Origin of the sequence: Leptospira ognonensis (assembly GCF_004770745.1) — a bacterium.
GTDB classification, from domain to species: domain Bacteria; phylum Spirochaetota; class Leptospiria; order Leptospirales; family Leptospiraceae; genus Leptospira_A; species Leptospira_A ognonensis.
Map to the genome: position 1 here is coordinate 447,393 of NZ_RQGD01000034.1, position 24,503 is coordinate 471,895.

At 41.8% G+C, this 24,503-nt stretch carries 23 protein-coding genes; 20 read left to right on the top strand and 3 right to left on the bottom strand.

All coding sequences use genetic code 11. The features are described 5' to 3' along the window. Positions 1–19: 19 nt before the first annotated feature. The 10 genes from EHQ58_RS12615 (at position 20) to EHQ58_RS12660 (ending at position 10,811) form a co-directional block, all read left to right on the top strand. Positions 20–1,234 (top strand): NADH-quinone oxidoreductase subunit D, encoded by a 1,215-nt coding sequence (locus tag EHQ58_RS12615; protein ID WP_135624313.1) that lies wholly within the window; start codon positions 20–22, stop codon positions 1,232–1,234. Beyond that, positions 1,235–1,723 carry an NADH-quinone oxidoreductase subunit NuoE family protein gene (locus tag EHQ58_RS12620; protein WP_135624232.1) on the top strand — a complete coding sequence of 163 codons (489 nt, stop codon included), beginning with the start codon at positions 1,235–1,237 and terminating at the stop codon, positions 1,721–1,723. It abuts the gene before it with no gap. Positions 1,724–1,725: 2 nt separating this feature from the next. Then, positions 1,726–3,024: an NADH-quinone oxidoreductase subunit NuoF gene (nuoF, locus tag EHQ58_RS12625; RefSeq protein WP_135624233.1), complete on the top strand. Its 1,299-nt coding sequence runs from the start codon at positions 1,726–1,728 to the stop codon at positions 3,022–3,024. A gap of 20 nt (positions 3,025–3,044) precedes the next feature. Next, complete coding sequence (gene nuoH, locus EHQ58_RS12630) at positions 3,045–4,115, top strand: NADH-quinone oxidoreductase subunit NuoH (RefSeq protein ID WP_135624234.1); 1,071 nt, start codon at positions 3,045–3,047, stop codon at positions 4,113–4,115. Further along, on the top strand, positions 4,112–4,720 hold the full coding sequence (locus tag EHQ58_RS12635; RefSeq protein ID WP_246047349.1) for an NADH-quinone oxidoreductase subunit J family protein: 609 nt from the start codon (positions 4,112–4,114) through the stop codon (positions 4,718–4,720). Before nuoH ends, EHQ58_RS12635 begins: the two co-directional genes overlap by 4 nt. Then, on the top strand, positions 4,717–5,037 hold the full coding sequence (nuoK, locus tag EHQ58_RS12640; RefSeq protein WP_135624235.1) for an NADH-quinone oxidoreductase subunit NuoK: 321 nt from the start codon (positions 4,717–4,719) through the stop codon (positions 5,035–5,037). Before EHQ58_RS12635 ends, nuoK begins: the two co-directional genes overlap by 4 nt. A 2-nt stretch (positions 5,038–5,039) precedes the next feature. Next, positions 5,040–6,971: an NADH-quinone oxidoreductase subunit L gene (gene nuoL, locus EHQ58_RS12645; protein ID WP_135624236.1), complete on the top strand. Its 1,932-nt coding sequence runs from the start codon at positions 5,040–5,042 to the stop codon at positions 6,969–6,971. Between the two features lie 2 nt (positions 6,972–6,973). Continuing rightward, positions 6,974–8,713 carry a complex I subunit 4 family protein gene (locus EHQ58_RS12650; protein ID WP_135624237.1) on the top strand — a complete coding sequence of 580 codons (1,740 nt, stop codon included), beginning with the start codon at positions 6,974–6,976 and terminating at the stop codon, positions 8,711–8,713. A gap of 1 nt (position 8,714) precedes the next feature. Continuing rightward, positions 8,715–10,157 (top strand): NADH-quinone oxidoreductase subunit N, encoded by a 1,443-nt coding sequence (locus EHQ58_RS12655; RefSeq protein ID WP_135624238.1) that lies wholly within the window; start codon positions 8,715–8,717, stop codon positions 10,155–10,157. 123 nt (positions 10,158–10,280) lie between these two features. Further along, positions 10,281–10,811: a cupin domain-containing protein gene (locus tag EHQ58_RS12660; protein ID WP_135624239.1), complete on the top strand. Its 531-nt coding sequence runs from the start codon at positions 10,281–10,283 to the stop codon at positions 10,809–10,811. A gap of 1 nt (position 10,812) precedes the next feature. Here EHQ58_RS12660 and recJ read toward each other — a convergent pair whose 3' ends face one another. Continuing rightward, positions 10,813–12,750, bottom strand: coding sequence for a single-stranded-DNA-specific exonuclease RecJ (gene recJ / locus EHQ58_RS12665; protein ID WP_135624240.1), 1,938 nt, complete (start codon positions 12,748–12,750; stop codon positions 10,813–10,815). Further along, positions 12,738–13,058, bottom strand: coding sequence for a bactofilin family protein (locus tag EHQ58_RS12670; protein ID WP_135624241.1), 321 nt, complete (start codon positions 13,056–13,058; stop codon positions 12,738–12,740). Before EHQ58_RS12670 ends, recJ begins: the two co-directional genes overlap by 13 nt. 147 nt (positions 13,059–13,205) lie before the next feature. On the opposite strand from EHQ58_RS12670, the gene EHQ58_RS12675 reads away from it, so the two are divergent. From EHQ58_RS12675 to EHQ58_RS12720, 10 genes are all read left to right on the top strand, one after another. Then, positions 13,206–13,532, top strand: coding sequence for a hypothetical protein (locus tag EHQ58_RS12675; RefSeq protein ID WP_135624242.1), 327 nt, complete (start codon positions 13,206–13,208; stop codon positions 13,530–13,532). A 75-nt stretch (positions 13,533–13,607) separates the two neighbouring features. Next, positions 13,608–16,865 carry an efflux RND transporter permease subunit gene (locus tag EHQ58_RS12680; protein WP_135624243.1) on the top strand — a complete coding sequence of 1,086 codons (3,258 nt, stop codon included), beginning with the start codon at positions 13,608–13,610 and terminating at the stop codon, positions 16,863–16,865. Continuing rightward, entirely contained in the window at positions 16,862–17,485 is a 624-nt protein-coding gene (locus tag EHQ58_RS12685; RefSeq protein WP_135624244.1) for an inorganic pyrophosphatase, read from the top strand. Before EHQ58_RS12680 ends, EHQ58_RS12685 begins: the two co-directional genes overlap by 4 nt. Further along, positions 17,485–18,801 (top strand): TolC family protein, encoded by a 1,317-nt coding sequence (locus EHQ58_RS12690; RefSeq protein WP_135624315.1) that lies wholly within the window; start codon positions 17,485–17,487, stop codon positions 18,799–18,801. The genes EHQ58_RS12685 and EHQ58_RS12690 overlap by 1 nt, the downstream gene beginning before the upstream one ends. Positions 18,802–18,809: 8 nt before the next feature. Then, positions 18,810–19,997, top strand: a complete 1,188-nt coding sequence (locus EHQ58_RS12695) for an efflux RND transporter periplasmic adaptor subunit (protein WP_135624245.1) — start codon at positions 18,810–18,812, stop codon at positions 19,995–19,997. Positions 19,998–20,040: 43 nt separating this feature from the next. Continuing rightward, a complete protein-coding gene (gene lexA / locus EHQ58_RS12700; RefSeq protein WP_135624246.1) occupies positions 20,041–20,649 on the top strand; it encodes a transcriptional repressor LexA in 609 nt (202 codons plus the stop codon). A 37-nt stretch (positions 20,650–20,686) separates the two neighbouring features. Continuing rightward, positions 20,687–20,986 carry an LA_1448 family UV-C exposure upregulated protein gene (locus tag EHQ58_RS12705; RefSeq protein WP_135624247.1) on the top strand — a complete coding sequence of 100 codons (300 nt, stop codon included), beginning with the start codon at positions 20,687–20,689 and terminating at the stop codon, positions 20,984–20,986. A 5-nt stretch (positions 20,987–20,991) separates the two neighbouring features. Then, entirely contained in the window at positions 20,992–22,365 is a 1,374-nt protein-coding gene (locus tag EHQ58_RS12710; RefSeq protein WP_135624248.1) for a S41 family peptidase, read from the top strand. 3 nt (positions 22,366–22,368) lie between these two features. After that, the gene (tsaD, locus tag EHQ58_RS12715; RefSeq protein WP_135624249.1) at positions 22,369–23,388 is read left to right on the top strand and encodes a tRNA (adenosine(37)-N6)-threonylcarbamoyltransferase complex transferase subunit TsaD; all 1,020 of its coding nucleotides are present in this window, start codon (positions 22,369–22,371) and stop codon (positions 23,386–23,388) included. A gap of 5 nt (positions 23,389–23,393) precedes the next feature. Continuing rightward, entirely contained in the window at positions 23,394–24,149 is a 756-nt protein-coding gene (locus tag EHQ58_RS12720; RefSeq protein ID WP_135624250.1) for a CDP-alcohol phosphatidyltransferase family protein, read from the top strand. Between the two features lies 1 nt (position 24,150). Here EHQ58_RS12720 and EHQ58_RS12725 read toward each other — a convergent pair whose 3' ends face one another. Further along, a complete protein-coding gene (locus EHQ58_RS12725) occupies positions 24,151–24,456 on the bottom strand; it encodes an STAS domain-containing protein (RefSeq protein ID WP_135624251.1) in 306 nt (101 codons plus the stop codon). Positions 24,457–24,503: the final 47 nt, after the last annotated feature.

The window sequence follows — 24,503 nt, forward strand, 5'->3', positions numbered from 1 at the left end:
CCTGCAAATATTTATGACCATGTATGAAAAAACGGCTGAACATTTTGGCAAACAATACAAAGAACTACCGGAAGGCCATCTTCTCGTAAATCTAGGGCCTTCGCATCCAGCAACCCATGGTATTTTACAAAACGTCATTCAAATTGATGGCGAGAGAGTGGTGGAAGCGGAATCTGTCATTGGCTATGTGCACCGTTGTTTTGAAAAATTAGGCGAAAGATACGACTACAACCAATTCCTAGTTTGCACAGACCGTATGAACTATGTTTCCACACCTCTAAATAATATTGGTTGGATCCTAACTGTCGAAAAGATGATGCAAATCGAAGTTCCAGCTCGTGTAACTTACGTTCGGATGATCATCTCAGAGCTTTCACGCATCATGGACCATATCATTTGCAATGGGATTATGGGTGTGGATTTAGGTGCTTTTTCTGGTCTGCTACATTTGTTCCATCACAGAGAAAATATCTATCAAATTTTAGAAAAGTTAACGGGCGCAAGACTCACTACTACTTTTTGTAGAGTCGGTGGCATGGAACGCGATATCTATCCGGAATTCCAAAAGGAAATCAAACTCGTGATCAGCGGCTTAAAGCCAGCGATTGCTGAATTCAGAGAACTCTTAATTCGAAATAAAATTTTTAATGAAAGAACTGCGGGCATTGGTGGCATTTCTGCCGAAGATGCGATTGCCTACGGGTTTTCGGGTCCAAACCTGCGAGCGGCAGGCGTGGCCTGGGACGTCAGAAAAGACGATCCATATATGTTTTATGATAAAGTGGATTTTGATATCCCGGTTGGCGAAGACGGTTCCGCACTTCATAGAACGCTTGTTCGTATGGAAGAGATGAATCAATCCATACGCATCATCGAACAGTTGATTGACGGCATTCCCGAAGGTCCTTACCACGCAGACGTTCCACATTTTTTCCTTCCAGAAAAAGATAAAGTTTATCATAACATGGAAGAGTTGATCTATCATTTTAAAATCATTATGCATGGGATTAAAGTGCCACCAGGAGAATACTATCATGCGACTGAGGCTGCCAATGGTGAGCTTGGTTTTTATGTAGTTTCCGAAGGCGAAAAAACGCCTTGGAGGGTGCACGTGAGGAGACCTTGCTTTTGGTACTACCAAGCATTTCCAATGATGGTTAAGGGTGGCCTTCTTGCTGACACGATTGCCACCATGAGTTCACTGAATGTGATTGCAGGGGAGCTTGATTGTTAAATGGCATATCAATTTTCAAAAGATTCCGAAACCAGATTTCAAAAACTGATCCCTCAATTTCCGAATAAAAGGTCACTCATCTTGCCTTGTCTTTTTCTATTACAAAAAGACCAAGGTTTTGTGGATCATGAGGGGATGGAATACATTGCCTCCCGCATCGGGGCACCAATTTCTCTCGCACATGTTCATGGTGTTGCGACGTTTTATACCATGTATAATAAAAAACCAGTGGGGAAATTCCATGTGCAGATATGTGCGAATATCTCATGTTATCTGGCTGGTTCCGATGCCATTACCGAAAAAGTATGTAATAAATTAAAAGTTTCAAAGGGTCAGACTACTTCCGATGGCATTTTCACTGTCGAGGAAGTTCAATGTTTAGGTGCCTGTGGTTTTGGTCCGGTTGCTCAAATCAATGATACTTATTATGAAAATTTAGATCCAAAACAAATGGATCAAATCCTAGAAGAATTGGCAAAGAAGGCTTAAAGATGGGCTTACGTAAGCTACTTACTACACATATTGATCACCCCGAATCTCACACACTTCGACAATACCTTTCTGTGGGTGGATATGAATCTTCAAAAAAAGCGTTAAATGAAATGTCCGCAGAACAGATCATTGGTGATGTAAAAACATCTGGCCTCCGCGGTCGTGGGGGAGCTGGTTTTCCAACTGGCAATAAATGGAGCTTCATTCCGAAAACGGACAAACCGAAATACTTAATTTGTAATGGGGATGAAGGCGAGCCTGGAACCTATAAAGACAGACTCCTTTTAGAAAAACTACCACATATGCTCATCGAAGGCATGGTCATTGCCGCAAAAGCAATTGATTGCCACCAAGGTTATATTTACATTCGCGGAGAGTTCATGAAAGGCATCGCGATTGTAGAAAAAGCGGTAGATGAAGCCTATTCCCAAGGACTGCTTGGCAAAAATATCCAAGGCTCAGGATATGATTTTGATTTAACTGTCTATTCAGGTGCAGGTGCTTACATTTGCGGAGAGGAATCGGCACTGATCAATTCCCTCGAAGGTAGGAGGGGACACCCTCGTTTGAAACCTCCCTTTCCTGCTGTTTCAGGTCTTTATTCTTGCCCTACTGTTGTGAACAATGTGGAAACTTTTTGTAACGTTCCACATATCATACGTATGACGGGGGATGAGTATAAAAAGATAGGAACTGAAAAATCTCCAGGTACGCGCATGTTCGCAGTGAGTGGACATGTAAAAAACCGAGGGATTTATGAAGTAGAAATGGGTACTCCCTTAAAAGAACTTATTTTTGAAATCTGTGGCGGTATCCAAGGCGATAAACAGCTCAAAGCTGTGATCCCAGGCGGATCCTCTTCGCCAATTTTAAATGCAGAGGAAGCAATGACTGCGACCTTAGACTATGAGTCTATCGCCAGCCTAAAATCGATGTTAGGTTCAGGTGCAGTGATCATACTATCTGAGGAAGCAGATTTAGTGGAGACCACATACCGACTTGCTGAGTTTTATTCACATGAGTCTTGTGGTCAGTGCACACCTTGTCGTGAGGGAACACATTGGGTCAAAGATATCCTGCATAAGATTCGGGATGGACACGGTCAGCAAAAAGACGTAGATCTATTATTCTCTATCGCTAGAAATATGGAAGGCGGAACTACGATCTGTCCGTTGGCTGATGCTTGTGTTATGGCTGTTAGGCCAACCATGCAAAAGTTCAAGGACGAATTTGCCAAAAGACTTGTCACTGAACCACATGCAGTAAACGAACAGAAAGAAGTTGTAAATGTCACTTAAAGGGATGACGTAAGGAAGCCATGGATTTTGGAATGATTATCGCTTGGGCAGTCAAGATATTGTCCTTATTTTTTGTGATTCTTACAGGAGTTGCCTATTATACACTCGCGGAACGTAAGTTTGCTGGTTTTATCCAAGATCGACCAGGCCCAAACCGCGCAGGCCCTTTTGGAATCTTTCAACCTTTAGCCGATGGTATCAAGTTTATTGCAAAGGAAGAAATATTTCCTAAAAATGTTTCTCGTGCCATGTATCTATTGGCGCCAACGATCTCTATGACTTGTGCGATTCTTGCTTGGGCAGTCATTCCATTTGGAGGAACTTTACCTGCCCCTGTTTGGTTACTAAATCTAACTGGAATAGAAACCATAAATTTGCAGGTAGCAAATCCAGATGCTGGCGTCTTGTATATGTTAGCTGTTTCATCTCTTTCTGTTTATGGAATCATGATTGCCGGATGGGCTAGTAATAATAAATATTCACTTCTCGGTGGTGTGCGTGCGACCGCACAAATGATCAGTTATGAACTCCCTATGGGTTTATCAATTGTTGTCATTGTGATCATGTCGGGCTCACTGAAGTTGACGTCTATTTGTGAAGCACAGAAAGACGTTTGGAATATTTTGACCCCACCTGGTTTTGTTGCCTTCTTTATCTATGTTACGGCTATGTTTGCAGAAACAAATCGACTTCCTTTCGACCTTGCCGAAGCAGAATCGGAACTAGTTGTAGGCTTTCACACGGAATATGGTGCGTTTAAATTCGCCATGTTTTTTCTTGCCGAGTACATGAATATGATCACCATGTCCTGCCTAACGACTCTATTGTTTTTTGGCGGATACAATGTTCCTTTTGGGTTGGGTGCGGGAAGTGGGTTTGAAACATTGATTGGACTTGGCTTTTTCATCGGAAAAGTATTATTTTTCGCCTTCCTTTTCATTTGGGTCAGATGGACGTTGCCTCGTTTTCGCTATGACCAATTGATGCGACTCGGTTGGAAAAAAATGATCCCATGGGGTTTATTCGCAGTTATGTTTGCATCGATCTACACTGTTTATTGGAAAGAAAGCTGGACGAGTTTATTTTTATGAATCTACCAAATACTCCCGAAGGGTTCCTCTTTATCTTATTTTCTCTGATCTGTATTGGTACAGCGATCAGTGTGATCTTTCAAAAAAATCCCGTCTTCTCCGCCGTTTCTCTTGTTTTTACTTTTTTTTCTTTGGCGGGCATCTATGGAATCATGGGGGCGCTTTTTATCGCCACCATGCAAGTATTAGTTTATGCGGGTGCGATTATGGTTCTTGTCGTTTTCGTTCTCATGCTTCTATCCCAAAGGGCAGAATCTCTCTCTAAATTTCTCAACCATCCCATAAAAGTTTTTTTCCTGGCCGTTTTTGCATTTTCATTTTTTTTCGCATTACAATCGGCACTAAACACAGGGTCTCCTTATTCTGCGGCAGAAGGAAAGGGTTATACAACCAAAGAAACGCAAAAGCAGTACCAATACCCGATCACAGGTACAACCACTGTTTCCACGGAAGGAAATGTTGCGGCAGTTGGCGCAGCTACCTACCTAGAATACGTTTTGCCATTTGAACTTATCTCACTCTTGCTACTCATCGCAGTCATTGGAGCAGTCATTCTCGCAAAACGGAAGCTAGTTGCTGATGAAGCAAAGGACAATATTTTATGAATCAGGCTATTTCCGGAATTCCGATAGATTATTTTTTAGGCTTATCAGGGATTTTGTTTTCCATTGGAGTTTTAGGCGTTCTCATTCGCAGGAATGCCGTTGTCATTTTTATGTCTGTCGAATTGATTTTAAATTCTGTGAATCTCGTTTTTGTTACCTTTTCAAAATCCCTTTTTAGTGTTTCTGGTGAAGTGATCGTCTTTTTTGTGATGGCCATTGCCGCCGCGGAAGCAGCGGTTGGATTGGCTTTGGTAATTGCAATCTTCAGGCAGAAAAAATCTGCAAACGTTGATGAACTCCAATCCTTGAAGTGGTGAATATGTTAGATATATTTCCTTTAGTTTTATTTCTTCCGTTACTTGGGTTTTTGCATAATTCATTCCTTCGCAATAAGATACCTCACAGGTTTGCGGGAGCAATCGGAACCTTAGCGGTTTTTTTGCCTTTTTGCATCACCCTGCTAGCCTTCAATGAATTTAGACCAATGGAGAGGACAGCTCCTCACATAGTATCTCTTTTTCCTTGGATTCATGTAGGAAACTTCCAAGTCGATTTTGCTTACCAAATTGATCAGTTATCTTTTTATATGACTCTGATTATCACAGGGATAGGAACACTCATTCATCTGTATTCCATGGGATACATGAAAGGAGAAGAAGGATACACTCGTTTTTTTGCCTATCTCAATCTTTTCGTCTTTTCGATGTTAAATCTCGTTCTTTCTGACAATCTAGTTTTGACATTTCTTGGTTGGGAAGGAGTGGGACTTTGTTCTTATCTTCTCATTGGATTTGAATACGAGAAAACATCTGCTGCCAATGCAGGCATGAAAGCATTCATTCTAAACCGAATCGGTGATGTGGGTTTCATCATTGGAACCGGATTTTTATTTTGGCTAACCGGAAGTTTACGTTATATGGAGATTGCAGCGTCCATTCCTGAAATTTCAGGATTCGTTGCATATGCAGACCTTATTGCCATCTTCTTTTTTATTGCGGCCATGGGAAAGTCAGCGCAAGTTCCTCTATACGTTTGGCTTCCTGACGCAATGGCAGGTCCCACTCCTGTTTCTGCTCTAATCCATGCAGCAACGATGGTAACAGCTGGCATTTTTCTCATCGCTAGGTTAAATATAGTTTTCCTTGCTGCTCCGCACACTTCCCTTTTCATCGCGTGTATCGGTGCCTTCACAGCTCTGTTTGCGGCAAGCATAGGAACTTTGCAAAACGACATCAAAAAAATTCTAGCTTATTCCACCGTATCTCAGTTAGGTTTTATGTTTCTTGCTATGGGTGTTGGTAGTTATGTTGCTGGACTGTTTCATTTGATGACGCATGCCTTCTTTAAAGCTTTGCTATTTTTGGGAGCTGGATCTGTGATTCATGCTTTACATCACGAACAAAACATTCGAAAAATGGGTGGTCTTTTTGGTAAAATTAAAATAACGGCCGTTACGTTTCTTATTGGAACCGTTGCGATAGCAGGTATCCCTCCCTTTTCTGGATTCTTTTCCAAAGATCTGATTCTGGAAAAGGCTTACCAATACCCGGTATATGGACCTATTCTTTGGACCGTAGGTATAGCCGCAGCGTTTTTCACTGCTTTTTATATGTTTCGACTTGTATTTGTTGTATTTTTTGGGAAGGATCGCACAGAAACGCATGGCAAACCTATCCACGAATCCGGATGGACGATTACTTTCCCGCTCGTGATACTTGCGATAGGTGCCGTTGTTACAGGGTTTTTACAAACTCCTCATTTTTTTCTAAATATCCATTCCTTAGAAACATATTTTGAACCCGTACTCTTTCCAGGTAAGACGTTCGCTACCTCCCACCAGTGGAACATTCAGCTAACGGAAATTACAGAGGCACATGCGATGGGTATGGCTGGTTTTTCCGTTCTCATTGCACTGATCGGAATTCTCATTGCTTACGTTTTATACGCGATTAAATCGAGTGAAATTCTTGAAGAACATACAGGATTTAGAAAGATACTTTTCCACAAATATTATATCGATGAAATTTATGGCATTTTATTTGTGAAACCTTTTGAGACGATCTCTAACGGAATTGGTTTTTTATTTGATCGTCATGTCATCGATCGATTTTTTGTAAGCATCGGTCGTGGAATGAGTGGACTGGGCGGATTATTACGGAGATTGCAAACAGGATTCGTCGGAGATTATGCTCTCTACGTAACGATAGGATCCTTTTTCATCATTATTTATCTACTAGTGAAGGGAGTATAAAAGTGCCTACTCAGATTATTTCCATCATACTTGCGATTCCGCTTCTTGCTTCCTTTTTCATCCTGTTTCAAAAAAGAGTTGGGAACATCATTGTAATTTCCGCACTTTCTTCCGCATTTACGACGATTCTTTCTATTGGACTCTTTTTCTTTTTTGATCCAAGTCAGTCCGGTTTACAATTCGTACATTGGATTCCAGATTGGATTGTTTCGGGTAGACTCAGCGTGGACTATCACGTAGGTCTTGACGGAGTATCTCTACTTTTATTTAGCCTAACTGCTTTTCTCTTTTTCATCTCAAGCATAGCTTCTTGGTCCAATATCCCAAAAAAAATTAAGGAATTTCATATTTGCCTCCTTGTCCTTGAAACATCGGTTTTGGGTGTGTTTGCTGCCGGCAATTTAGTACTCTATTATGTATTTTGGGAAGTTATGGTACTTCCGATGGTTCTGATGATAGGAATTTGGGGAGGAGAGGATAGGACAAAGGCTGCCTTAAAATATTTTCTCTTCTCTATGGCTGGATCGCTTTTTATGTTAGGTGGTATCCTGACCTTATATTTTAAAACTGGAAAAACTTCGATAGAGTCATTATCAACAATGGATTTATCGGTATTTAGCCCATCGATGCAATGGTTTTTATTTTTCACCTTTGCTCTAGCGTTTTCGATCAAAATCCCACTGTTTCCATTTCATACCTGGATGCCAGATGTTCATACGCAGGCTCCGACAGTAGGTTCTGTGGATTTAGCGGGTGTTTTGCTAAAAATTGGAGCTTACGGATTCATTCGATTTTGTATCCCATTTTTCCCTGGCATCAGTTTAGAAACTAAAGACTTATTCCAACTGCTTGCTGTTATCGGAATCATTTATGGTGCGATGGCAGCCTTTGCTCAAAAAGATATCAAACGGATTATCGCCTATAGTTCGTTATCGCATCTTGGCTATTGTATGCTCGGACTCTTTTCCTTTACGGAAGAGGGTGTTGTTGGTGGTATGCTGCAGATGATCTCCCATGGCGTCTCTACTGGGATGTTATTTCTTATGATAGGGATGATTTATGAAAGAGCACATACGCGAAATATTTCTGAATTTGGAGGTCTAGTGAGGCAAATGCCTGTATATTCCATCTTCTTTGTCATTGCTGTACTTTCCTCGATCGGTCTTCCAGGTACCAATGGATTTGTTGGAGAGTTTCTAATACTTGTAGGTAGTATCAAGAGTAATGTATATTTTGGGAGTATCGCTGCCATCGGTGTTGTACTTGGCGCCTTGTATTTGTTATATTTTGTGAAGCGTTTTTTGTTTGGATTGAGTAAGACCATCCAAGCAAGGCCTTACCATGACCTTCACTTTCGTGAGATCGGCCTTTTGACTCCGCTTGTCATATTGATATTTTGGATAGGTTTTTATCCAAAGCCACTTCTCGAGATTTTAAAACCTTCCGCTCGTGTGTATCTAAATTCTGCTTCCGTAAAGGCAATTGCGGAAAGAACAAATCCAGTTCGGGATTTTTCTGGACTTCCGATCTCAAAAGTTTATGCGGATTATACGGCACTCGGTGCACCCCTTGATGACTATGAAACAAGGCTTGGCAAATATGTCTCGTCGTATCGAATACAAAATCTTTCCAAAGCTTCAGTGAAGGAAATTCCGAAGGATGTGCCTCTCGAAGGGCTTGAAACTAAAATAGAGCAAGATTTCAATCACGCGGACAAACCCCAAGCAGAGGGACAAAACTAATATGTCATACATTCCCAATCTAAACGATGTTTTCTCCATCCTCCCGATGTTGGTTCTTTCGGGAACCGGGATCTTGTTACTGTTCCTTCAGTTTTTGATTCCAGATAAAGAGGAAACAATTCCTTTGTGGACGCTCTGCCTTCTTGGACTCATCGGCTCCCTTTTTTCCCTTTGGTATGTAACGACTTCGCCTGGTTACGGTAAGTATTTTTTATCCCAAGTCTCGATCAGTCCACTTTCTGTCTGGTTGAATGCTATCTATATCATCTCTGGTATCGCGACCTTGTTTGTCGCACCTCGCGCGCTGAAAGCACACAAATCGCTCTTTCCTGAATTTTTTGCCCTCCTACTTTTTGCCATCACGGGGATGATGTTTTTAACAAGCGGATATGACCTAATCGTCATTTTCGTGGGACTCGAAATTTTTTCACTGAGTCTTTATATCATGATCGGAATGACGAGGGATTCTATATACTCATTAGAATCCGCCATGAAGTACTTCTTGTTAGGTGTTTTTAGCTCTGGTTTTATGCTGCTTGGAATTGCATTTCTCTATGGCGGATCTGGAACAACAAATCTTGATGGTGTTCTACGGGGGCTTTTTTTAGAGGGATATGAATCTAATTATTCTAAGTTAGGTTTTGGTTTGCTTCTCATCGGTATATTTTTTAAGGCAGCACTTGTACCTTTTCATTCCTGGACCCCAGATGTCTACGAAGGTTCCCAGACACCCATTACGGGTTTTATGGCATCGGCTGGAAAAGCAGCTGCGATGGGTTTACTTCTTGTTTTATTCCAGCACATTCCAGCGGGTCAGGCAGGAGAAGTTTGGAAATATTTGGTAGGGGGGATCTCTCTCCTTTCTATGACTTGGGGCAATTTGATTGCGCTCAGACAGGAAAATTTGAAACGACTCCTTGCCTATTCCTCCATTTCCCATGCTGGTTATATCTGTGCCGGTATTGCCTGTGGCGCAAATTTAGAAGCCCTGTATTACCTCGTGATTTATGCAGTCATGAATTTGGGAGCTTTTGCGATCATCACACATTTAGAAAATGGAAAGGCCATCCTCACATTAGATTCGATCTCTCATCTGAGTGCCAAATTCCCTCTAACGGCTGTTGCTCTCTCGGTCCTCTTTCTTTCTTTTGCGGGATTTCCACCACTCGCAGGTTTTTGGGCCAAATTGTTTTTGCTACAAAAAATTGCAGAATCAGATTCTTTATTCCATAGGGTCATTCTCTTTGGGGCAGTTGCCAATTCAGCACTTGGCTTTTATTATTATATGAAAATTACCATCCAATCCTACATGAAATCAGAGTTAGGTGAAATTGCGCTAGGTGAGGAGATCAATCCAAATTTTGGCATCGTAATCGTGGTTTCTCTTTCCCTTGTCTTGATGATTGCAGGCTGGCTTGTTTTCCAACCTGGCGCTTTTTTATAAATTTCACTATAGCAGAAATCAATTCGTAATAGCGAATTCTTATTGTCGGAGGACAGTTCTTCCCTTTTCCTGGCAAATAGTTAGGAAGAGGGGCGTTGTCTTTTCTTCGAAGCGAGGTACACCATGGCAATTGTGATACGTAAGACGGAGACATTAAACAATACGTCTCAGATCAAAGAATTTTTAAATAAAAAGGGTCTCTCCTATGACAGCTTTGCCACGCCGGAATCTTTGCAAACCCTTTTGAATCAAAAAGGATTGAACGATGCGGAAAAGGAATCCGTTCTAACCGGATTACAGTACCGTTTCGAAGAGTTAAAAGAAAAATACCATTACCAAGCAAGAGACTTAGTCGTGTTACATGATGAAGTTCCAGGAATTTCAGATATGCTCGCGAAATTTGATAAATTGCATTACCATACAGATGAAGAGGTAAGATACATCATTGATGGATCGGGAGTTTTTGGATTTATCATTGAGGGTGAAAAATTTGAAGTGCATGTGGCAACGGGAGATTTTATCTCAATCCCTCAAAATACCAACCACTGGTTTACTCTTGATGAAAAGAAGCGGATCAAAGCTGTACGTTATTTTAAAGATAACAGTGGCTGGGTTCCTGTTTACGTAGATGAAAAACTACTCTCGGTAAATTAATCTAAGCTCGCTCCGCTTGTCCAAACCACTCTACCATAAACTGTAGGGTGGTCTTTCCCCGAAACGTGTTTGTCTCTAAGCTGCCTATGATATCAATCGTATCTACTGAGGAAGTGAGAATCTGAAACTCTTCCCCTTTGTTCCATATCATATATTTTAATGAACCGCTACCCATGCAGTGAAATTTAATATGCTTTCCCCCACTAAGAGGTGTTAAGTGGAAAGGTTTTACATCCTTTAATCCTAATTTGATATCGGGATTTCCTTGTCCGAAAGGCTCTAGATCTTTCCATTCTTTAAACAACTGATCGTTTAATTCCGATGGTAACACAGTAAGATCGGTTTTAAAATCATAATCAATCGATGTTGATTTCGCATTTAACCAAAGTTCTGCTTTTTCATATAATTCTTTTTCAAAGGTAGGTAGATTGTTTAAAGAAATAGAGAAGCCAGCGGCTTCGGGGTGACCACCAAAGTGTAGGAATAAATGTGAAAGTGAGTTTAATAGATCGAGTGCATTTTCTTTTCCATAAGCTCGGATCGAACCTCTCGCATCACCATGATCAGGAGTCACAAAGATTGCTGGCTTTTTATACTCATTTGCCATCTTTGTTGCGACGATTCCACTCACTCCGGGCTCCATATCTGGTTCATAACAATAGATGACTGGTTTTTCTGTCCTCTCCGGCTTTCTCGCAAAATAACGCTCCATGCGATCAACGTTTCTTTTGGTTCTTTCCTTTCTATCTTCATTGATCTGCAGGAGATCAGCTGCTCTTTTGTCCGCGGTTATTTCATCTTCACTTAACAAAAGCTTAACGGCTTCTTCTGTTTTTCCCATTCGGCCAGCGGCATTTAAAGCAGGACCAATAGACCAACCCAAATCCTTTGTCGAGAGTTTCTCAAGGGAGAGGTTCAGTTTTTTGAGAAGGGCAATGGTCCCATACCTTTTACTATTCGTTTTTGGATCTAAACAATGGCGGAGACTACGAATTGCCAACTTGACAATCATCCGATTTTCTCCAGTGAGTGGCATCATATCAGTGATCGTACCTATTCCTGAAAGATCGACTTCGAGTGATAAAGTTTCCAGTAGATTTTCTATCTTAGCATTTTGATGGTAGAAAACCAAACGCGCCGAATCATCAGGAGATTCCTGTTTGGGAAGGAGTAGCTCATTTTTAAACGGGATTCGTTCGTTCTGTCCGATTTGAGATTCCTCTATCATGCATCCGTTTAGAAAAAAAACGTTCCTACCATCCTCTTCTACTTGATACACTCGGTTGTATTCTTCACTCATCCGAAAGAGAAGTGCATGAATGAGTTTAAAGGAAATCACCGAGGTACATATTTTTTTTTCCGGATACTTTGAATCCTCTCGTCGCGGGCTGATCAAAAAGGTATTTGCAGGAATGCGAGCAGGTATTTCGTGATGGTCAAGTACGATGACTTGGATTCCCAAACGAGTCAGCTCTTCAATCTCATCTGCTTGGGAGGATCCAAAATCCAAGGTGATCAAGATATCAGGTTTGATTTTTTTAATTTTTGTGACTGCTTCGGGACAGAGTCCATACGGATCGCTGTCGGAGGAAGTTTGTACAGAGATTGTTAACTCCCGAAAGGCGGGATGAGATTTTAAAAAAAGAGCCAGAAGACAAGTCGAGGAGACTCCATCGGTGTCCCGATCTCCGTAAAGTAGGATGTGAGACTTATGATTTGCTTTTGCGTAGAGAAGACAGTCCACTGTCTCTTGCATGTCTGGTAGGAGGTATGGGGAATGAAGGAAGGCAAAACTCGTAGCTAAAAATTCATGAGGAGGAAGTTTTTTTAACTCCTCACGCGTATCAACGAAGTATCTAAGCAGAGGCTTCTTCGAAGAGACACGAGCTCGGATTTCGGAAGGAGAGGGTCCGAAGAGAACCCTAGTTACATGATGCAATTGCCAATGATTTTGGAACCAAACTCAACTTCCAGGCCTGGCGATTTAATGTCCCCAACGATCTTGCCTGGTTTCTTTAGTTCTACCTTTTCTTTTGCTTCCACATTGCCTTTGAGATTTCCGAGGACTAGAAGTGAGCCTACTTCCACATCGGCTTCTACGTCTCCCGTTTCATCGATGATCAGTCTGCCTGCCGAGGCAATCGTGCCCTTAAACTGGCCTTTGATCTTAAGTGTTTGGTTAAAGGATAACGTGCCTCGAAAACTGATGTCATCGTTTATGATCGTATCAATGGATTCATCTTTCATAACTATGGGATAGGGTCGTCTTTGACTCTTCTTTGGCAACAGAGTTACGAAAGGATGAGGTTAGAATTTAAAAAAAAGTGCGCTTTTCTAACGTTTTCCTATTGAAACAGAGGTTTGGCATTTCAATATGGATTAGGGCGTTCCTTTTTGGATTACAAGAAACTGTCACATTCGGTATTTCTCATCATTTTAGCGATTTTCATCAATGTGAACATCGTAGATGACCGCTTCGTTTCTCCCTTAGAAGATCTTTCTCATCAATACCAGTCCTATGAATTGGAAGAAACGACAAGAGTTCTTTCCATCCAAAACAAAAAGCAGGACCAGATTTCCTTTCGCATATGTTTTCCTTCTTCCTTTGCCCTGACGAGCAAAAAGGATGCGGAAATTTTTCCTGCGGAACGAAATCACCTTTTTTCTTCTTTTATCCTAATTTTTCACCTTCTTAGCTTACCTCCGCCTACATTGGTCTAATTCTTGCTTCATATTCTGTTGGAAACGGCAGAAGTAGGTTAAGTTGTGATTCGATAGGTAAAGGCATTTGGTTTCATGTTAGAAAAAATCATTCAATTCTCCATACAAAAAAGAGCTACGGTTCTCGTGATTACGGCAGTCCTCACCATAGTAGGCTTTTACAATGCTATGCATCTCTCAATCGATGCCATCCCGGATGTCACAAACGTTCAAGTTTCTGCCGTTACCTCAGTGCCTGGTCTTTCTCCTTTGGAAGTAGAACAATTCATCACGTATCCAGTAGAGTTAGAGTTCAATGGGATGCCTCGCGTCACAGAAATTAGGTCCATTTCGCGGACAGGTGTGAGTTCCGTGACTGTGATTTTTGAGGATGGAACCGACATCTATTTTGCCAGACAACTCGTAAACGAAAGGCTAAAACAGGCCGAGAACTTTATTCCGAAGTCGTATGGAAGGCCTGAACTCTCGCCCATATCTACGGGACTTGGTGATATTTACGAATTTGTTTTAGTATCGGAAACACATACGCCAGAAGAACTCCGCACAACAATGGAATGGGAAGTGGCAAGGCAGCTAAGATCTGTTAAGGGGATCATAGATGTAAACGTTGTGGGTGGGGATGCCAAACAGTTCCAAATCAAAATTGACCCAAGAAGGTTATTATCTTTAAACCTCACACTTTCACACATTACGGAAGCCTTAGAAGGCGCCAATATTAACTTAGGTGGTGGTTACATCCAAAAGGGTGAGGAACAATTTGTCATTCGCGGAGAAAGCCAATTCAAATCTGTAGAAGACATCAGCCAACTTTCTGTGCGCACATCCAAAGATGGGATTCCTATCACTCTTGGCCAAATTGCTAAAGTCGAAACGGGAGCTGCTCTCAGATTCGGTTTGGCGACAAAAAATGGAAAACGGGAAGTGGTGAGTGGCACTGCCATGATGCTTATGGGTAGCAATTCCCTCGAAGTTGTTAGCCGAGTCAAAGTAAAAATGAAGGAGATTGAAAGTCGCTTACCTCCGGGTATGAAGATTGAAGTCTATTATGATCGTTCCGAATTCATAGGACGAACACTTTCCACCGTTTTTACAAATTTAGTAGAGGCTGCCATCATAGTTCTTGTCTGTCTGATTTTGACACTTGGAACGGTAAAAGGTGCGATCGCTGTTGCTCTTGCCATCCCTGTGTCCATGCTCATTGCTACCATTTTCATGAATGTTTTTGGAATCGTTGGTAACTTGATGTCTCTTGGAGCGCTTGACTTTGGGTTGCTTGTAGATGGCTCTATTGTGATGCTCGAGTCCACCTTACATGGGTTTATCGTTCGTAAGAATTTTTTACTGCAAAAAACTTCTGCCCAAGATATGGAAGATGGGATCGAAGAAGTGATCATGGAATCCTGTATCAAGGTCGTGCGTGCTTCTGCTTTTAGTGTTGGTATCATCCTTTTAGTTTATTTACCACTCATGACTCTCGAAGGCGTAGAGGGTCGAATGTTTCGTCCGATGGCGATTACCGTTGCCTTTGCCTTGGGTGCAGCTCTCCTCTATTCGATTACCACTTTTCCAGCACTCATGACCCTCATATACAAAAAGCCACTGTTACATGAGTCAGCCTTTTGGGAAAAATTCCAACATAGATACGCAGAAGTATTAACCTATGGAATGGCTTTCAAAAAACAGTTCGCCTTGATTGGCTTAGGTTTGGTCTTATTTTCTTTTCTAGTCGCGGGCACTCTTGGTTCTGAATTTTTACCAAGAATTGATGAAGGTGAAATTGCTGTCGATATCAAACGATTACCTTCCACAGCCATCAATCACTCGCGCGATCTAAATTTGGAAATTGAAAAGACCCTCTTAAAATTCCCTGAAGTGATTTCCGTTGTCTCCAAACAAGGTCGCGGGGAATCGGCGGCTGAACCCATCGGATCTGAGGAAGGCGAATCTATGGTGAAGTTGAAGCCTAAAAAAGAGTGGGTGAATACGAAAGATAGAGAGCAGCTCATGGAGCTATTCAAAAAATCCATCAATGCGAATGTCCCCTCATCTTACGTTAGTTTGTCGCAGCCCATTGAAAATAGGGTCAATGCTTTACTTTCAGGCTCCAAGGGCGATATCGTGATTAAGATTTACGGTGATGATCTCAAAACTTTAAAATCAATCGCAGATAATTATGCGGGCCGCATCAAAAAAATTCCAGGGGCAGCGGACCTTCGTGTACAGAAATTGCTCGGGCTTCCTCTTTTAGAAATCAAGATGAATCGCCAAAATATGGCCCGGTATGGTGTTCGGGCAGAAGAAGTTCTTACGACGATAGAAACGTTAAGGGTTGGTTTTAATGCGGGCAAGGTATATGAAGGCTATAAACGTTTTGATTTGATTGTGAGGCTTGATGCGGATGTCCGGGACATTGATGTCATCGAAAATGTCCCTGTGATGACTCAGTTAGGTGGAACCGTTCCCTTAGGTCAGGTAACAAACATCGTCATGACAGAAGGTCCCGCAGCGCTCTACCATGAAGGATTGAAACGAAGAATCCTTGTCGAGGTGAACGTTCGTGGTAGGGACATGATCGGTTTTGTGAATGCTGTCCAAAAAGAAACGGAATCCATCGAAAAAAATCTTCCAGAAGGTTATTTTGTCGATTGGGGTGGGCAGTTTGAAAACTTCACTCGTGCCAAAGCAAGGCTCGGTCTCGTTATCCCTATAGCGGGAGCGATTATTTTTGTGATGCTTTTTATTGCCTTCGGAAGTGTTTACTACGCGTTAGGTGTGTTTATGCTGGTTCCACTCTCTCTCTCTGGTGGGATTTTATCCCTTGTGCTCAGAGGTTTGCCTTTCTCGATTCCTGCGGGAGTGGGTTTCATAGCCGCTGCGGGTATTTCCGTACTCAATGGAGTTGTGTATGCCTCGGCTTTAAAAGACCAGCTCAAGGTAACAAAAGACGCCAGTAAGGCAGTAGTAGATGCAGCTGTCTATACACTCAGGGCGGTAGCGACCACAGAGCTTGTAGCGATCATTGGATTTTTACCAATGGCCATTGCTTCTTCCGCAGGTGCGGAAGTACAAAGACCCCTCGCCACTGTGGTGATGGGAGGAGTTCTCGTGGCAACCATCCTCTCTCGGTTTTTACTACCCATTGCGTTTGAATTTTTAGTAAAACTGGCCCAAAGGCAGGAAAAAAGGCAATTCGAACGAGAAAAGAAGATGAACGAATACTTTCTTTTGGAAATGAAAAAATTTCAAAATGAAGGATTGGAAGAATCAGAAAGCCATTTAGAATCAGTGAAACTGCAGGATAAACCTGCGAAAAAAAAGAAGGATAAATCATGAAACCAAACTATTACGTAGCACACCCATGGCATGGACTCGAACTTGGGCCGAAGGCTCCTGATGAGCTAGATGTATTTATAGAACTGACGCCTCAAGACCCAGTGAAATATGAAATTGATAAGGCTTCTGGCTTTATCCGCGTTGACCGACCTCAAAAATATAGCAACCGTTCACCGACGCTCTATGGGTTTATCCCAAGAACCTATTCTGGTGATGCGTCTGGTAAACATTGTGCAAAGGTGGTTGGCCGCGATGACATCCAAGGTGATGGAGATCCTATCGATATATGCGTGTTAAGTGCAAGTCCTATCAATCATGGAAATACGATTCTATCAGTGATTCCAATTGGTGGACTACGCATGATTGATAAAGGGGAAGCAGATGATAAGATCATTGCTGTGTTAAAAGGTGACGAAGTTTTTGGACTGATGAAAGAAATTGAAGAAGCGCCCAAAGCTCTCATCAATAAACTCCATCATTATTTTTTAACTTATAAACTTGATCCAAATTCTCCCTCCACGGGAACTGTGGAGATCACAGAAGTGTATGGACGGGAAGAAGCTCTGCGCGTGATTCAGTTCGGTATCGAGGATTACATTAAGAAGTTTGTGACGGTATGATGAAATATTTTCTAACTCTTTTTCACTTTCTTATTCTTGTCTCATTTGCAACGATTGCTGCCGATGAGCCAGAGAATAGATCCATTGGTAGTAACTCTTCGTATCCAGTCGAGGATTCGATATCGCCAGATTTCTATTCGGATTGGAATGTAAATGAATTAGAAGAATTTGCTGTGAGTAGCAATCCCTTGTATTTACGAGAGAAACAAAATATAGGGATGGCAAGAGGTGATGTCATCACTGCAAGTCTATACTATAACCCCATTTTGAATATGCAACAGCAGTTTATGGGTGCACGCGTCAATTCGGGAACAGGTCTTCCAGAAACCTCAGTCATCTACAACCAACCTTTTGATGTGAGTGGAGTGATTCCACAAAGAGAAAAAGTAGCCAAACAAGAGTTTATGGCAACAATCGCGGGGTTTAATGATTTTGATCGACTGTTTCGGCTTCGATTGAGACAAAATTATTGGACTTACCTGTATGTGACAGAACAGATCCATTACCAAAAGGAATTCTTAGAAAATTACCAAGACCTCTTGGATCTCACAAAGCTCCGAGCAGAAAAGGGGGATATCTCATTTCTAGAATATGATAGGCTGACTCTAGAGCGCATTCAGATTGATCGAGAATACAGAAACGCAAGAATTCTACGAGAACAAGTTGTCAAAAACTTACGTGTCTTGATCGGTATTGCGGATGCGAATGTTCCATTAAAAGTGAAAGGACGTCTTAAGTTTATCTCAACTAAGGAATTTGGAATCGATCTGCAAGATTTTAACGTAGAAAATAGACCCGATCTCGTTGCTTTAAAAATTCGCCAGCAAAGAGAACGTATGAATATCGAACTAAAAAGGAGAGAGGCTATCCCTGCCTTAACTTTCGGTATCGAATATTTGAATAAAGGAACCGAGCATGTAACAGGCGTTTATGCTTCGACTCCTCTTGCATTATTTGACAGAAAACAAGGTGAAATTTTAAAATATGAAGAGTCTCATAAGAAATTTGCATTTGAAGTCGAAGCAAAACGAAATGAGATCATTACAGAAATTTCTGCATCTATCAAAGAATTGCAGGCACGCGAGTCACAATTATTAGAATACAAACAATTCAATCTTTTAGATAAAAATAAAGAAGTACAGGAAAAGTCCAGGCTTGCCTATATACGTGGTGCTTCGAATCTTGTAACTTTTTTGGAAGCTGAGAAGAACTATCTAAACGTTTTGAGAAGCTATTATGAAATCACATATCTTTACTACAATGCCTTGGAAGCATTTAGAGCCTCCGTTGGAAAAATGGACGCGTCAGATTTATAGGTAAAACAATGAAACAATCTCTTTTAAAATCATCCCTAATCAAGAATGTCAGTATCGGTGTATTACTGTTAAGTATCGGCTACTTCGGATACTCGAAGTTTTTCGCTGGTAACAAGAAAACAGAAAGTCTTTCTGAGGATAAATCTCGGTTTAGAATCTCAGAAGAAATCCAAAAAAACCATCCCTTCTCAGTTGTTTACCTTGAGGAAAGGGCAGTGGAAGAAGAGCTTCAGCTCCCTGGAACGGTTTCGTATGACATGAATAATGTGGCAAAAGTTGGCTCTCGAGTCAATGGACGGATACTCTCTGTCTTTGTCAAAGAAGGAGATAGAGTTAAAAAAGGGACACCACTTGCTTCCCTGCAGTCTGTCGAATTGGGAACAACGGAAGCAAATTATCTAAAAGCGAGAGCGAGACTAGAGGCACTAAAAGTCCAAGCGGATCGGGCAAAAGAGCTATATGAAAAAAAGGTCACATCCGCAAAAGAATATGAGATGTCGCTAATGGATTATAAGTCCGTAAAAGCAGAAATGGAAACGAGTAGAAACGCCTTAGAAAATTTAGGCTTAAATGATGCTGAGATTACAAATTTAGAAGCAGGTAAGTATAATTCTAAGAATCTTTATATTAGAACGCCTATCTCTGGTTCTGTGACCGTAAGGGAGGCCATCATTGGTCAAAGTGTAAATGCGAGAGACAATTTGTTCACCGTGGCTGATCTTTCTGTTTTATGGATCAATCTAGATGTATTTGAGAAAGATTTAAATAGTATTCGCAAAGGAAATGAGGCAAAAGTAGTTCCGATTGGTGCAACCATTGACGATTCCCTCAAGGCAGTCGTATCCTATGTTTCCGAAGTCATTGATCCTGTGAAGAAGACCGCAGAGATTCGTTTGGAAGTAAGAAATGCTAACGGCAAATTGAGACCCGGACAAAGTGTAACCGCTACTGTGAAAGGTATGATCGCTGAAAACAATTTGAATAAAATCAAAGTAGTTCCTACTGATTGTGTGCACAAGATCGAAGGAGAAAATTTTGTTTTCGTTCGCAATGTCGATGCTTCCTTTACAGCTAAAAAAGTGATATTAGGAAAGGGCTATGAGAATTGGGTTGAGATCGTGAGTGGCACAGATCCGAGTGATGCCATCGTGAAGGATGGTTCTTTTGTTTTAAAGAGTGAGTATCTAAAGCTATAATTTTTGATTGACGTAACATACATTTCCTATTCTTCTGTTAAGTATGAAGGATTTGACCGAAAAGCAAGAACTCGTTTTGCAATACATCACTGATACCGTTAGAGAGAAAGGGTTTCCACCCACGATTCGGGAAATCGGTGATCAATTCGGCATCACGGCGAAGGGCGCCTATGACCACCTCAAGGCAGTCGAAAAAAAGGGCTACATCCGGACGTCTAAAAATCAAAGTCGCGCCATCGAACTTCTGAAAGGAAACCAAGATGAAGCCTTGCTCGTGCGCGCTTCCGGCATCCCGCTACTTGGTCAAGTAGCCGCTGGATCTCCCATTCTCGCAGAAGAAAACATTGAAGAATACATCGCAGTTCCCGATGATTTGGCTACCAAGCCGGGAACCTTTGCTCTCCGCGTAAAGGGAGACTCCATGATCGAAGCCGGGATTAGTGACGGCGACATTGCCATCATCCAAAAGAAAGATTCCGCGCGAAACGGTGAGATCGTAGTAGCTCTCATTGAGAACGAAGCGACCTTAAAAGTCTTCTATAAAGAAACAGACCACATCCGTTTGGAACCGAGAAATGCCAGATTAAAGCCCATTAAAACAAAGAAGGCCATGATCATAGGTAAGCTGATCGGACTCTATCGAATTTACTGATTGACCGTTCCTGCCTCTCAGGGCAAGGTTTTAGGGTATGCTTTTTTTTTCCCTCCGACACCTCATCGGTGTATGTAGTCTTGCTCTCCTTTTTTTTGCGGTCTCTTGTAGTCCCAAAAAAGAATCCATTACTGAATATGATATGAAACGTGTCCTGGAGCGTTTTGCCTCCGCTCGCGTCCAAACAGGAATCACGAGCGATGTGAATACACCCGCTCCATCGGACCAGGCCTTATTTGAGGAAGCATGCGAAGTCTACCGTCTGCCAACTGAAAAAGCAAAATCCTATCTGAAAGAAAAAAATCCCTCTCTCTTCGAGTCTATCTACGGAAATTAATCCCCATGAAAATGAAAGAACGTATCCTTTGGTTCACCCTAGTTTTTTTTCTATTTACTTTTATCGTATTTTCACCAACCGAAAAAGCAAAAGCAATTTCAGCAGAAGGTGAGGCCTACCTCCAAGTTTTACATGAGGTTGTGGCTTACATAGAAAACGATTTTGTAGAGCCTGCTGAAGATAAAAAGGTTTATATCGGAGCCATTCAGGGAGCCTTGCAGAGCTTAGGTGACCCACATACTAGATTTTTGGATAAAGACGAATACCAAGAATTACAAAATGAGACCAAAGGAACATTTGGCGGGATAGGCGTAGAAGTGAGCTTTCAAGAGGGAGCATTTGTCATCATTGCTCCTCTCGAAGGGACTCCCGCATGGAAGGCAGGTCTGCTCCCGCAAGATAGAATCACTGAGATTGATGGTAAGGTGGTTAAAAATGTATCTCTTTCTGATTCCATCAACATGATGCGCGGAGAGGTAGGTTCTTCGATCTCTTTGAAAATCGAGAGAAAAGGGATCAAGGATCCATTTTCTGTCAATTTAATCCGAGAACTGATAAAAATTCAATACATTCGGTCTGCCTATTTACCAGAGTCAAATACTGGTTATATCAAACTGGCCCAGTTTATGGGAAGAGAGTCTACGGGAAAAGAATTCGCAAACCAATTGCAAAAATTAGTCGATGCGGGCGCCAAACACATTGTTGTCGATCTTCGAATGAATCCAGGTGGTCTTGTGGATCTAGCAGTGGAACTGGCAGATCTATTTCTTCCTTCCAATATGGAGATTCTTTCTGTTCGAGGGCGTGGTGGCGTGCTTGTGAAAACATTTCGATCAGACAAATCTGGTCCAAAATTTATAGACATTCCTGTGGCAATCCTGGTTAACGGAGGCTCCGCAAGTGCTTCTGAAATCTTAGCAGGTGCCTTACAAGATAACGGTCGTGCTAAGGTTGTTGGAACTCAAAGTTTTGGAAAGGGATCGGTTCAGTCCATTTTCCCTCTTTCGCATAAGACAGGTGTAGCGATCACAATACAAAAGTACTTTACTCCATCGGGAAAATCCATTCACGGGAAAGGCATCACTCCAGACGCTGTCGTGCAAGCGATCAATGCTACCGATGACGAAAGGTATGCTTTTGATAAGCTGCAAAAAAAGACCAAGTTACGCTCCTTTTTCACCGAACATTCCGAATATAATGAAACGGCAGTGAAAGACTTTCAAGAGCTGCTCAATCAAGAGAAACTATCGGTTTCCGAACCTGTCATTCGTCTTTACCTGTTTAATGAATTACGATCTACGAATGTTGCATCCAAACCAAATGTAGATCTAGACCTGCAACTAAAAGAGGCGATCAGCCTACTCACGAAAAAAAAATAATCCATGGCCTACGGTCTTGGAATTGAATCAAGTTGCGATGAAACTTCGTTAGCCATTGTTGAGGACGGCGAAAAATTAATCTCCCTCAAGATTCATAGCCAAATTGAAAATCATGCACCCTACAGAGGTGTGGTGCCTGAACTAGCTTCAAGAGCTCATTTAGAGAAAATCAATCCTCTATTGGAAATGGCCCTCGTTGAGGCAAACCTAGATTTTAAAGATTTGAGTTATGTATCGGTCACCTCTCACCCGGGTCTTATGGGCTCGCTCTTGATTGGCGCCTCCCTTGCCAGGTGCATTGCACTCGTACATCGATTGCCCATCATTCCTGTAAACCACCTAGAGGCTCATCTCTCCGTTCTTGCCCTTGAGGGGAATCTCCCCACGTTTCCGTCACTTGGTGTTTTGCTTTCAGGAGGAAATTCCTCGATTTACATCTACCATGGTTTTGGAAAACTCGAGCTCATCGGAGATACCATGGATGATGCCTTAGGAGAAGCCTTCGATAAGGTGAGTTCTCTCCTTAATCTGCCGTATCCTGGCGGACCTTTTATAGAAAAAGAAGCGAATGGTTATGTTGCCAAAACACCGCATCAATCCCTTTTTCCGAAATTACTGAAAGAGGCGGGGCCCGATCAAATCGGCTTTTCGTTTAGCGGATTAAAAACCGCTGTCATGTATCACATCAAAGGGAATCAGGAAGCTTTAAATGTCTCACAAATTTGTTACGATTTTCAGAATTCCGCCTTCGAGCTAGTCCTTCGAAATGTGAATAAAGCGATCCTCAAAACGGGCATCCGCAACGTCATCTTTGCAGGAGGTGTGCTTGCCAATGAAACCTTACGCCAGAGGATAGAGGAGAAGGCCAAAAAAGAAAAATGGTCTTCTTTTTTTCCGCGGAAAAAAATTTACTGCACAGACAACGGAGCGATGGTAGCCTGTCTTGGATACTACCTTTGGAAGGCAGGGGAGACGGCTCCGATTGATTTCCTTGTATCTCCTAAACGAAAATTGACAAAATGAAACTTATGAAAAAGAAATTAGCTTGGATTCCCAACACATTAACACTTGGAAACTTGACTCTCGGTTTCGTTTCCATGCTGATAGCATCAGAAGTCGGTCTAAACTCTTCAAATCCAAATGATCTATTTGCACTTTCTGGAGTATTTATCATCTTGGCCGCGTTATTTGACGGTTTTGATGGAATGGCAGCAAGGGCTCTTGATGCAACTACGGAACTTGGTGCCGATCTTGATAGTTTGGCAGATTTAACAACCTTTGGCATTGCTCCAGGCTTTCTAACTTACAAGATGTTCTTAGATGAATACAAAATGGATTTATTCGGAAGGCCAGAATTTTTCCCTGTGGGAATGCTCATTGCGGCGATTTTTCCTATATGCGCAGCCTATCGTCTTGCCAGGTTCAATGTAGTACATGATCCGACTTGCTTCCAAGGTCTGCCGTCTCCAGTTGCAGGAGTGACCGTTGGTATATTCCCGCTAGTCTTTCATGCAGATCAAGTTTCGACTCCGCTCATCATCCTCTTTTTCGTGCTAACTGCTTTGCTGATGGTTTCTACGCTCAGGTATTCTAAACCTCAGGTTGCAATTCGTGGAAAGTTCAGTTGGAAAAAAATAGCGATTGTTTTAGGTGGTCTCACTATACTTGTGTTAGCTGTCGGCTTTTACAGATGGCCGTACTTTTTATATGGTGCCGTCGGATTTTACGTATTTTCTGGGATTATTTCTTTTCTGATACATACGATTCAAGAATTGCGAGTTTAGTCTATTCGACATTAAAGACATCTATCAGGTTTGAAATTTGAAAGATGGGACGAATTTCTTTGGACATATTGATGATTCGAATCGAACCTTGTTTCTCTTTGGTCCAGGTATATGCATGTAGTAAGATGCCGATTCCAGATGAATCAAGGTAAGAAAGTTCTGCAAAGTCAAAGGTGAGCACATTTATGCCAGAATCTCTCAATTGTATTAGTTCTGACTTTACTTTGGCTGTGTCTTTCACGGAAAGATTTCCTACAAAATGAACTGTAGCACTTTGGTTGTTTTTAACAATATGAAATTCAAACATAACTACAGTTACGATTGCGGGCAGAATCCACTTGGATCAACCAAAAA

What these genes read in the sequence shown, in the direction of transcription:
- EHQ58_RS12615 (WP_135624313.1), top strand. Translation starts at nt 20, where the DNA reads ATGTATGAAAAAACGGCTGAACATTTTGGCAAACAATACAAAGAACTA.
- EHQ58_RS12620 (WP_135624232.1), top strand. Translation starts at nt 1,235, where the DNA reads ATGGCATATCAATTTTCAAAAGATTCCGAAACCAGATTTCAAAAACTG.
- nuoF (WP_135624233.1), top strand. Translation starts at nt 1,726, where the DNA reads ATGGGCTTACGTAAGCTACTTACTACACATATTGATCACCCCGAATCT.
- nuoH (WP_135624234.1), top strand. Translation starts at nt 3,045, where the DNA reads ATGGATTTTGGAATGATTATCGCTTGGGCAGTCAAGATATTGTCCTTA.
- EHQ58_RS12635 (WP_246047349.1), top strand. Translation starts at nt 4,112, where the DNA reads ATGAATCTACCAAATACTCCCGAAGGGTTCCTCTTTATCTTATTTTCT.
- nuoK (WP_135624235.1), top strand. Translation starts at nt 4,717, where the DNA reads ATGAATCAGGCTATTTCCGGAATTCCGATAGATTATTTTTTAGGCTTA.
- nuoL (WP_135624236.1), top strand. Translation starts at nt 5,040, where the DNA reads ATGTTAGATATATTTCCTTTAGTTTTATTTCTTCCGTTACTTGGGTTT.
- EHQ58_RS12655 (WP_135624238.1), top strand. Translation starts at nt 8,715, where the DNA reads ATGTCATACATTCCCAATCTAAACGATGTTTTCTCCATCCTCCCGATG.
- EHQ58_RS12660 (WP_135624239.1), top strand. Translation starts at nt 10,281, where the DNA reads ATGGCAATTGTGATACGTAAGACGGAGACATTAAACAATACGTCTCAG.
- EHQ58_RS12670 (WP_135624241.1), bottom strand. Translation starts at nt 13,058, where the DNA reads ATGAAAGATGAATCCATTGATACGATCATAAACGATGACATCAGTTTT.
- EHQ58_RS12680 (WP_135624243.1), top strand. Translation starts at nt 13,608, where the DNA reads ATGTTAGAAAAAATCATTCAATTCTCCATACAAAAAAGAGCTACGGTT.
- EHQ58_RS12685 (WP_135624244.1), top strand. Translation starts at nt 16,862, where the DNA reads ATGAAACCAAACTATTACGTAGCACACCCATGGCATGGACTCGAACTT.
- EHQ58_RS12690 (WP_135624315.1), top strand. Translation starts at nt 17,485, where the DNA reads ATGAAATATTTTCTAACTCTTTTTCACTTTCTTATTCTTGTCTCATTT.
- EHQ58_RS12695 (WP_135624245.1), top strand. Translation starts at nt 18,810, where the DNA reads ATGAAACAATCTCTTTTAAAATCATCCCTAATCAAGAATGTCAGTATC.
- lexA (WP_135624246.1), top strand. Translation starts at nt 20,041, where the DNA reads ATGAAGGATTTGACCGAAAAGCAAGAACTCGTTTTGCAATACATCACT.
- EHQ58_RS12705 (WP_135624247.1), top strand. Translation starts at nt 20,687, where the DNA reads ATGCTTTTTTTTTCCCTCCGACACCTCATCGGTGTATGTAGTCTTGCT.
- EHQ58_RS12710 (WP_135624248.1), top strand. Translation starts at nt 20,992, where the DNA reads ATGAAAATGAAAGAACGTATCCTTTGGTTCACCCTAGTTTTTTTTCTA.
- tsaD (WP_135624249.1), top strand. Translation starts at nt 22,369, where the DNA reads ATGGCCTACGGTCTTGGAATTGAATCAAGTTGCGATGAAACTTCGTTA.
- EHQ58_RS12720 (WP_135624250.1), top strand. Translation starts at nt 23,394, where the DNA reads ATGAAAAAGAAATTAGCTTGGATTCCCAACACATTAACACTTGGAAAC.
- EHQ58_RS12725 (WP_135624251.1), bottom strand. Translation starts at nt 24,456, where the DNA reads ATGTTTGAATTTCATATTGTTAAAAACAACCAAAGTGCTACAGTTCAT.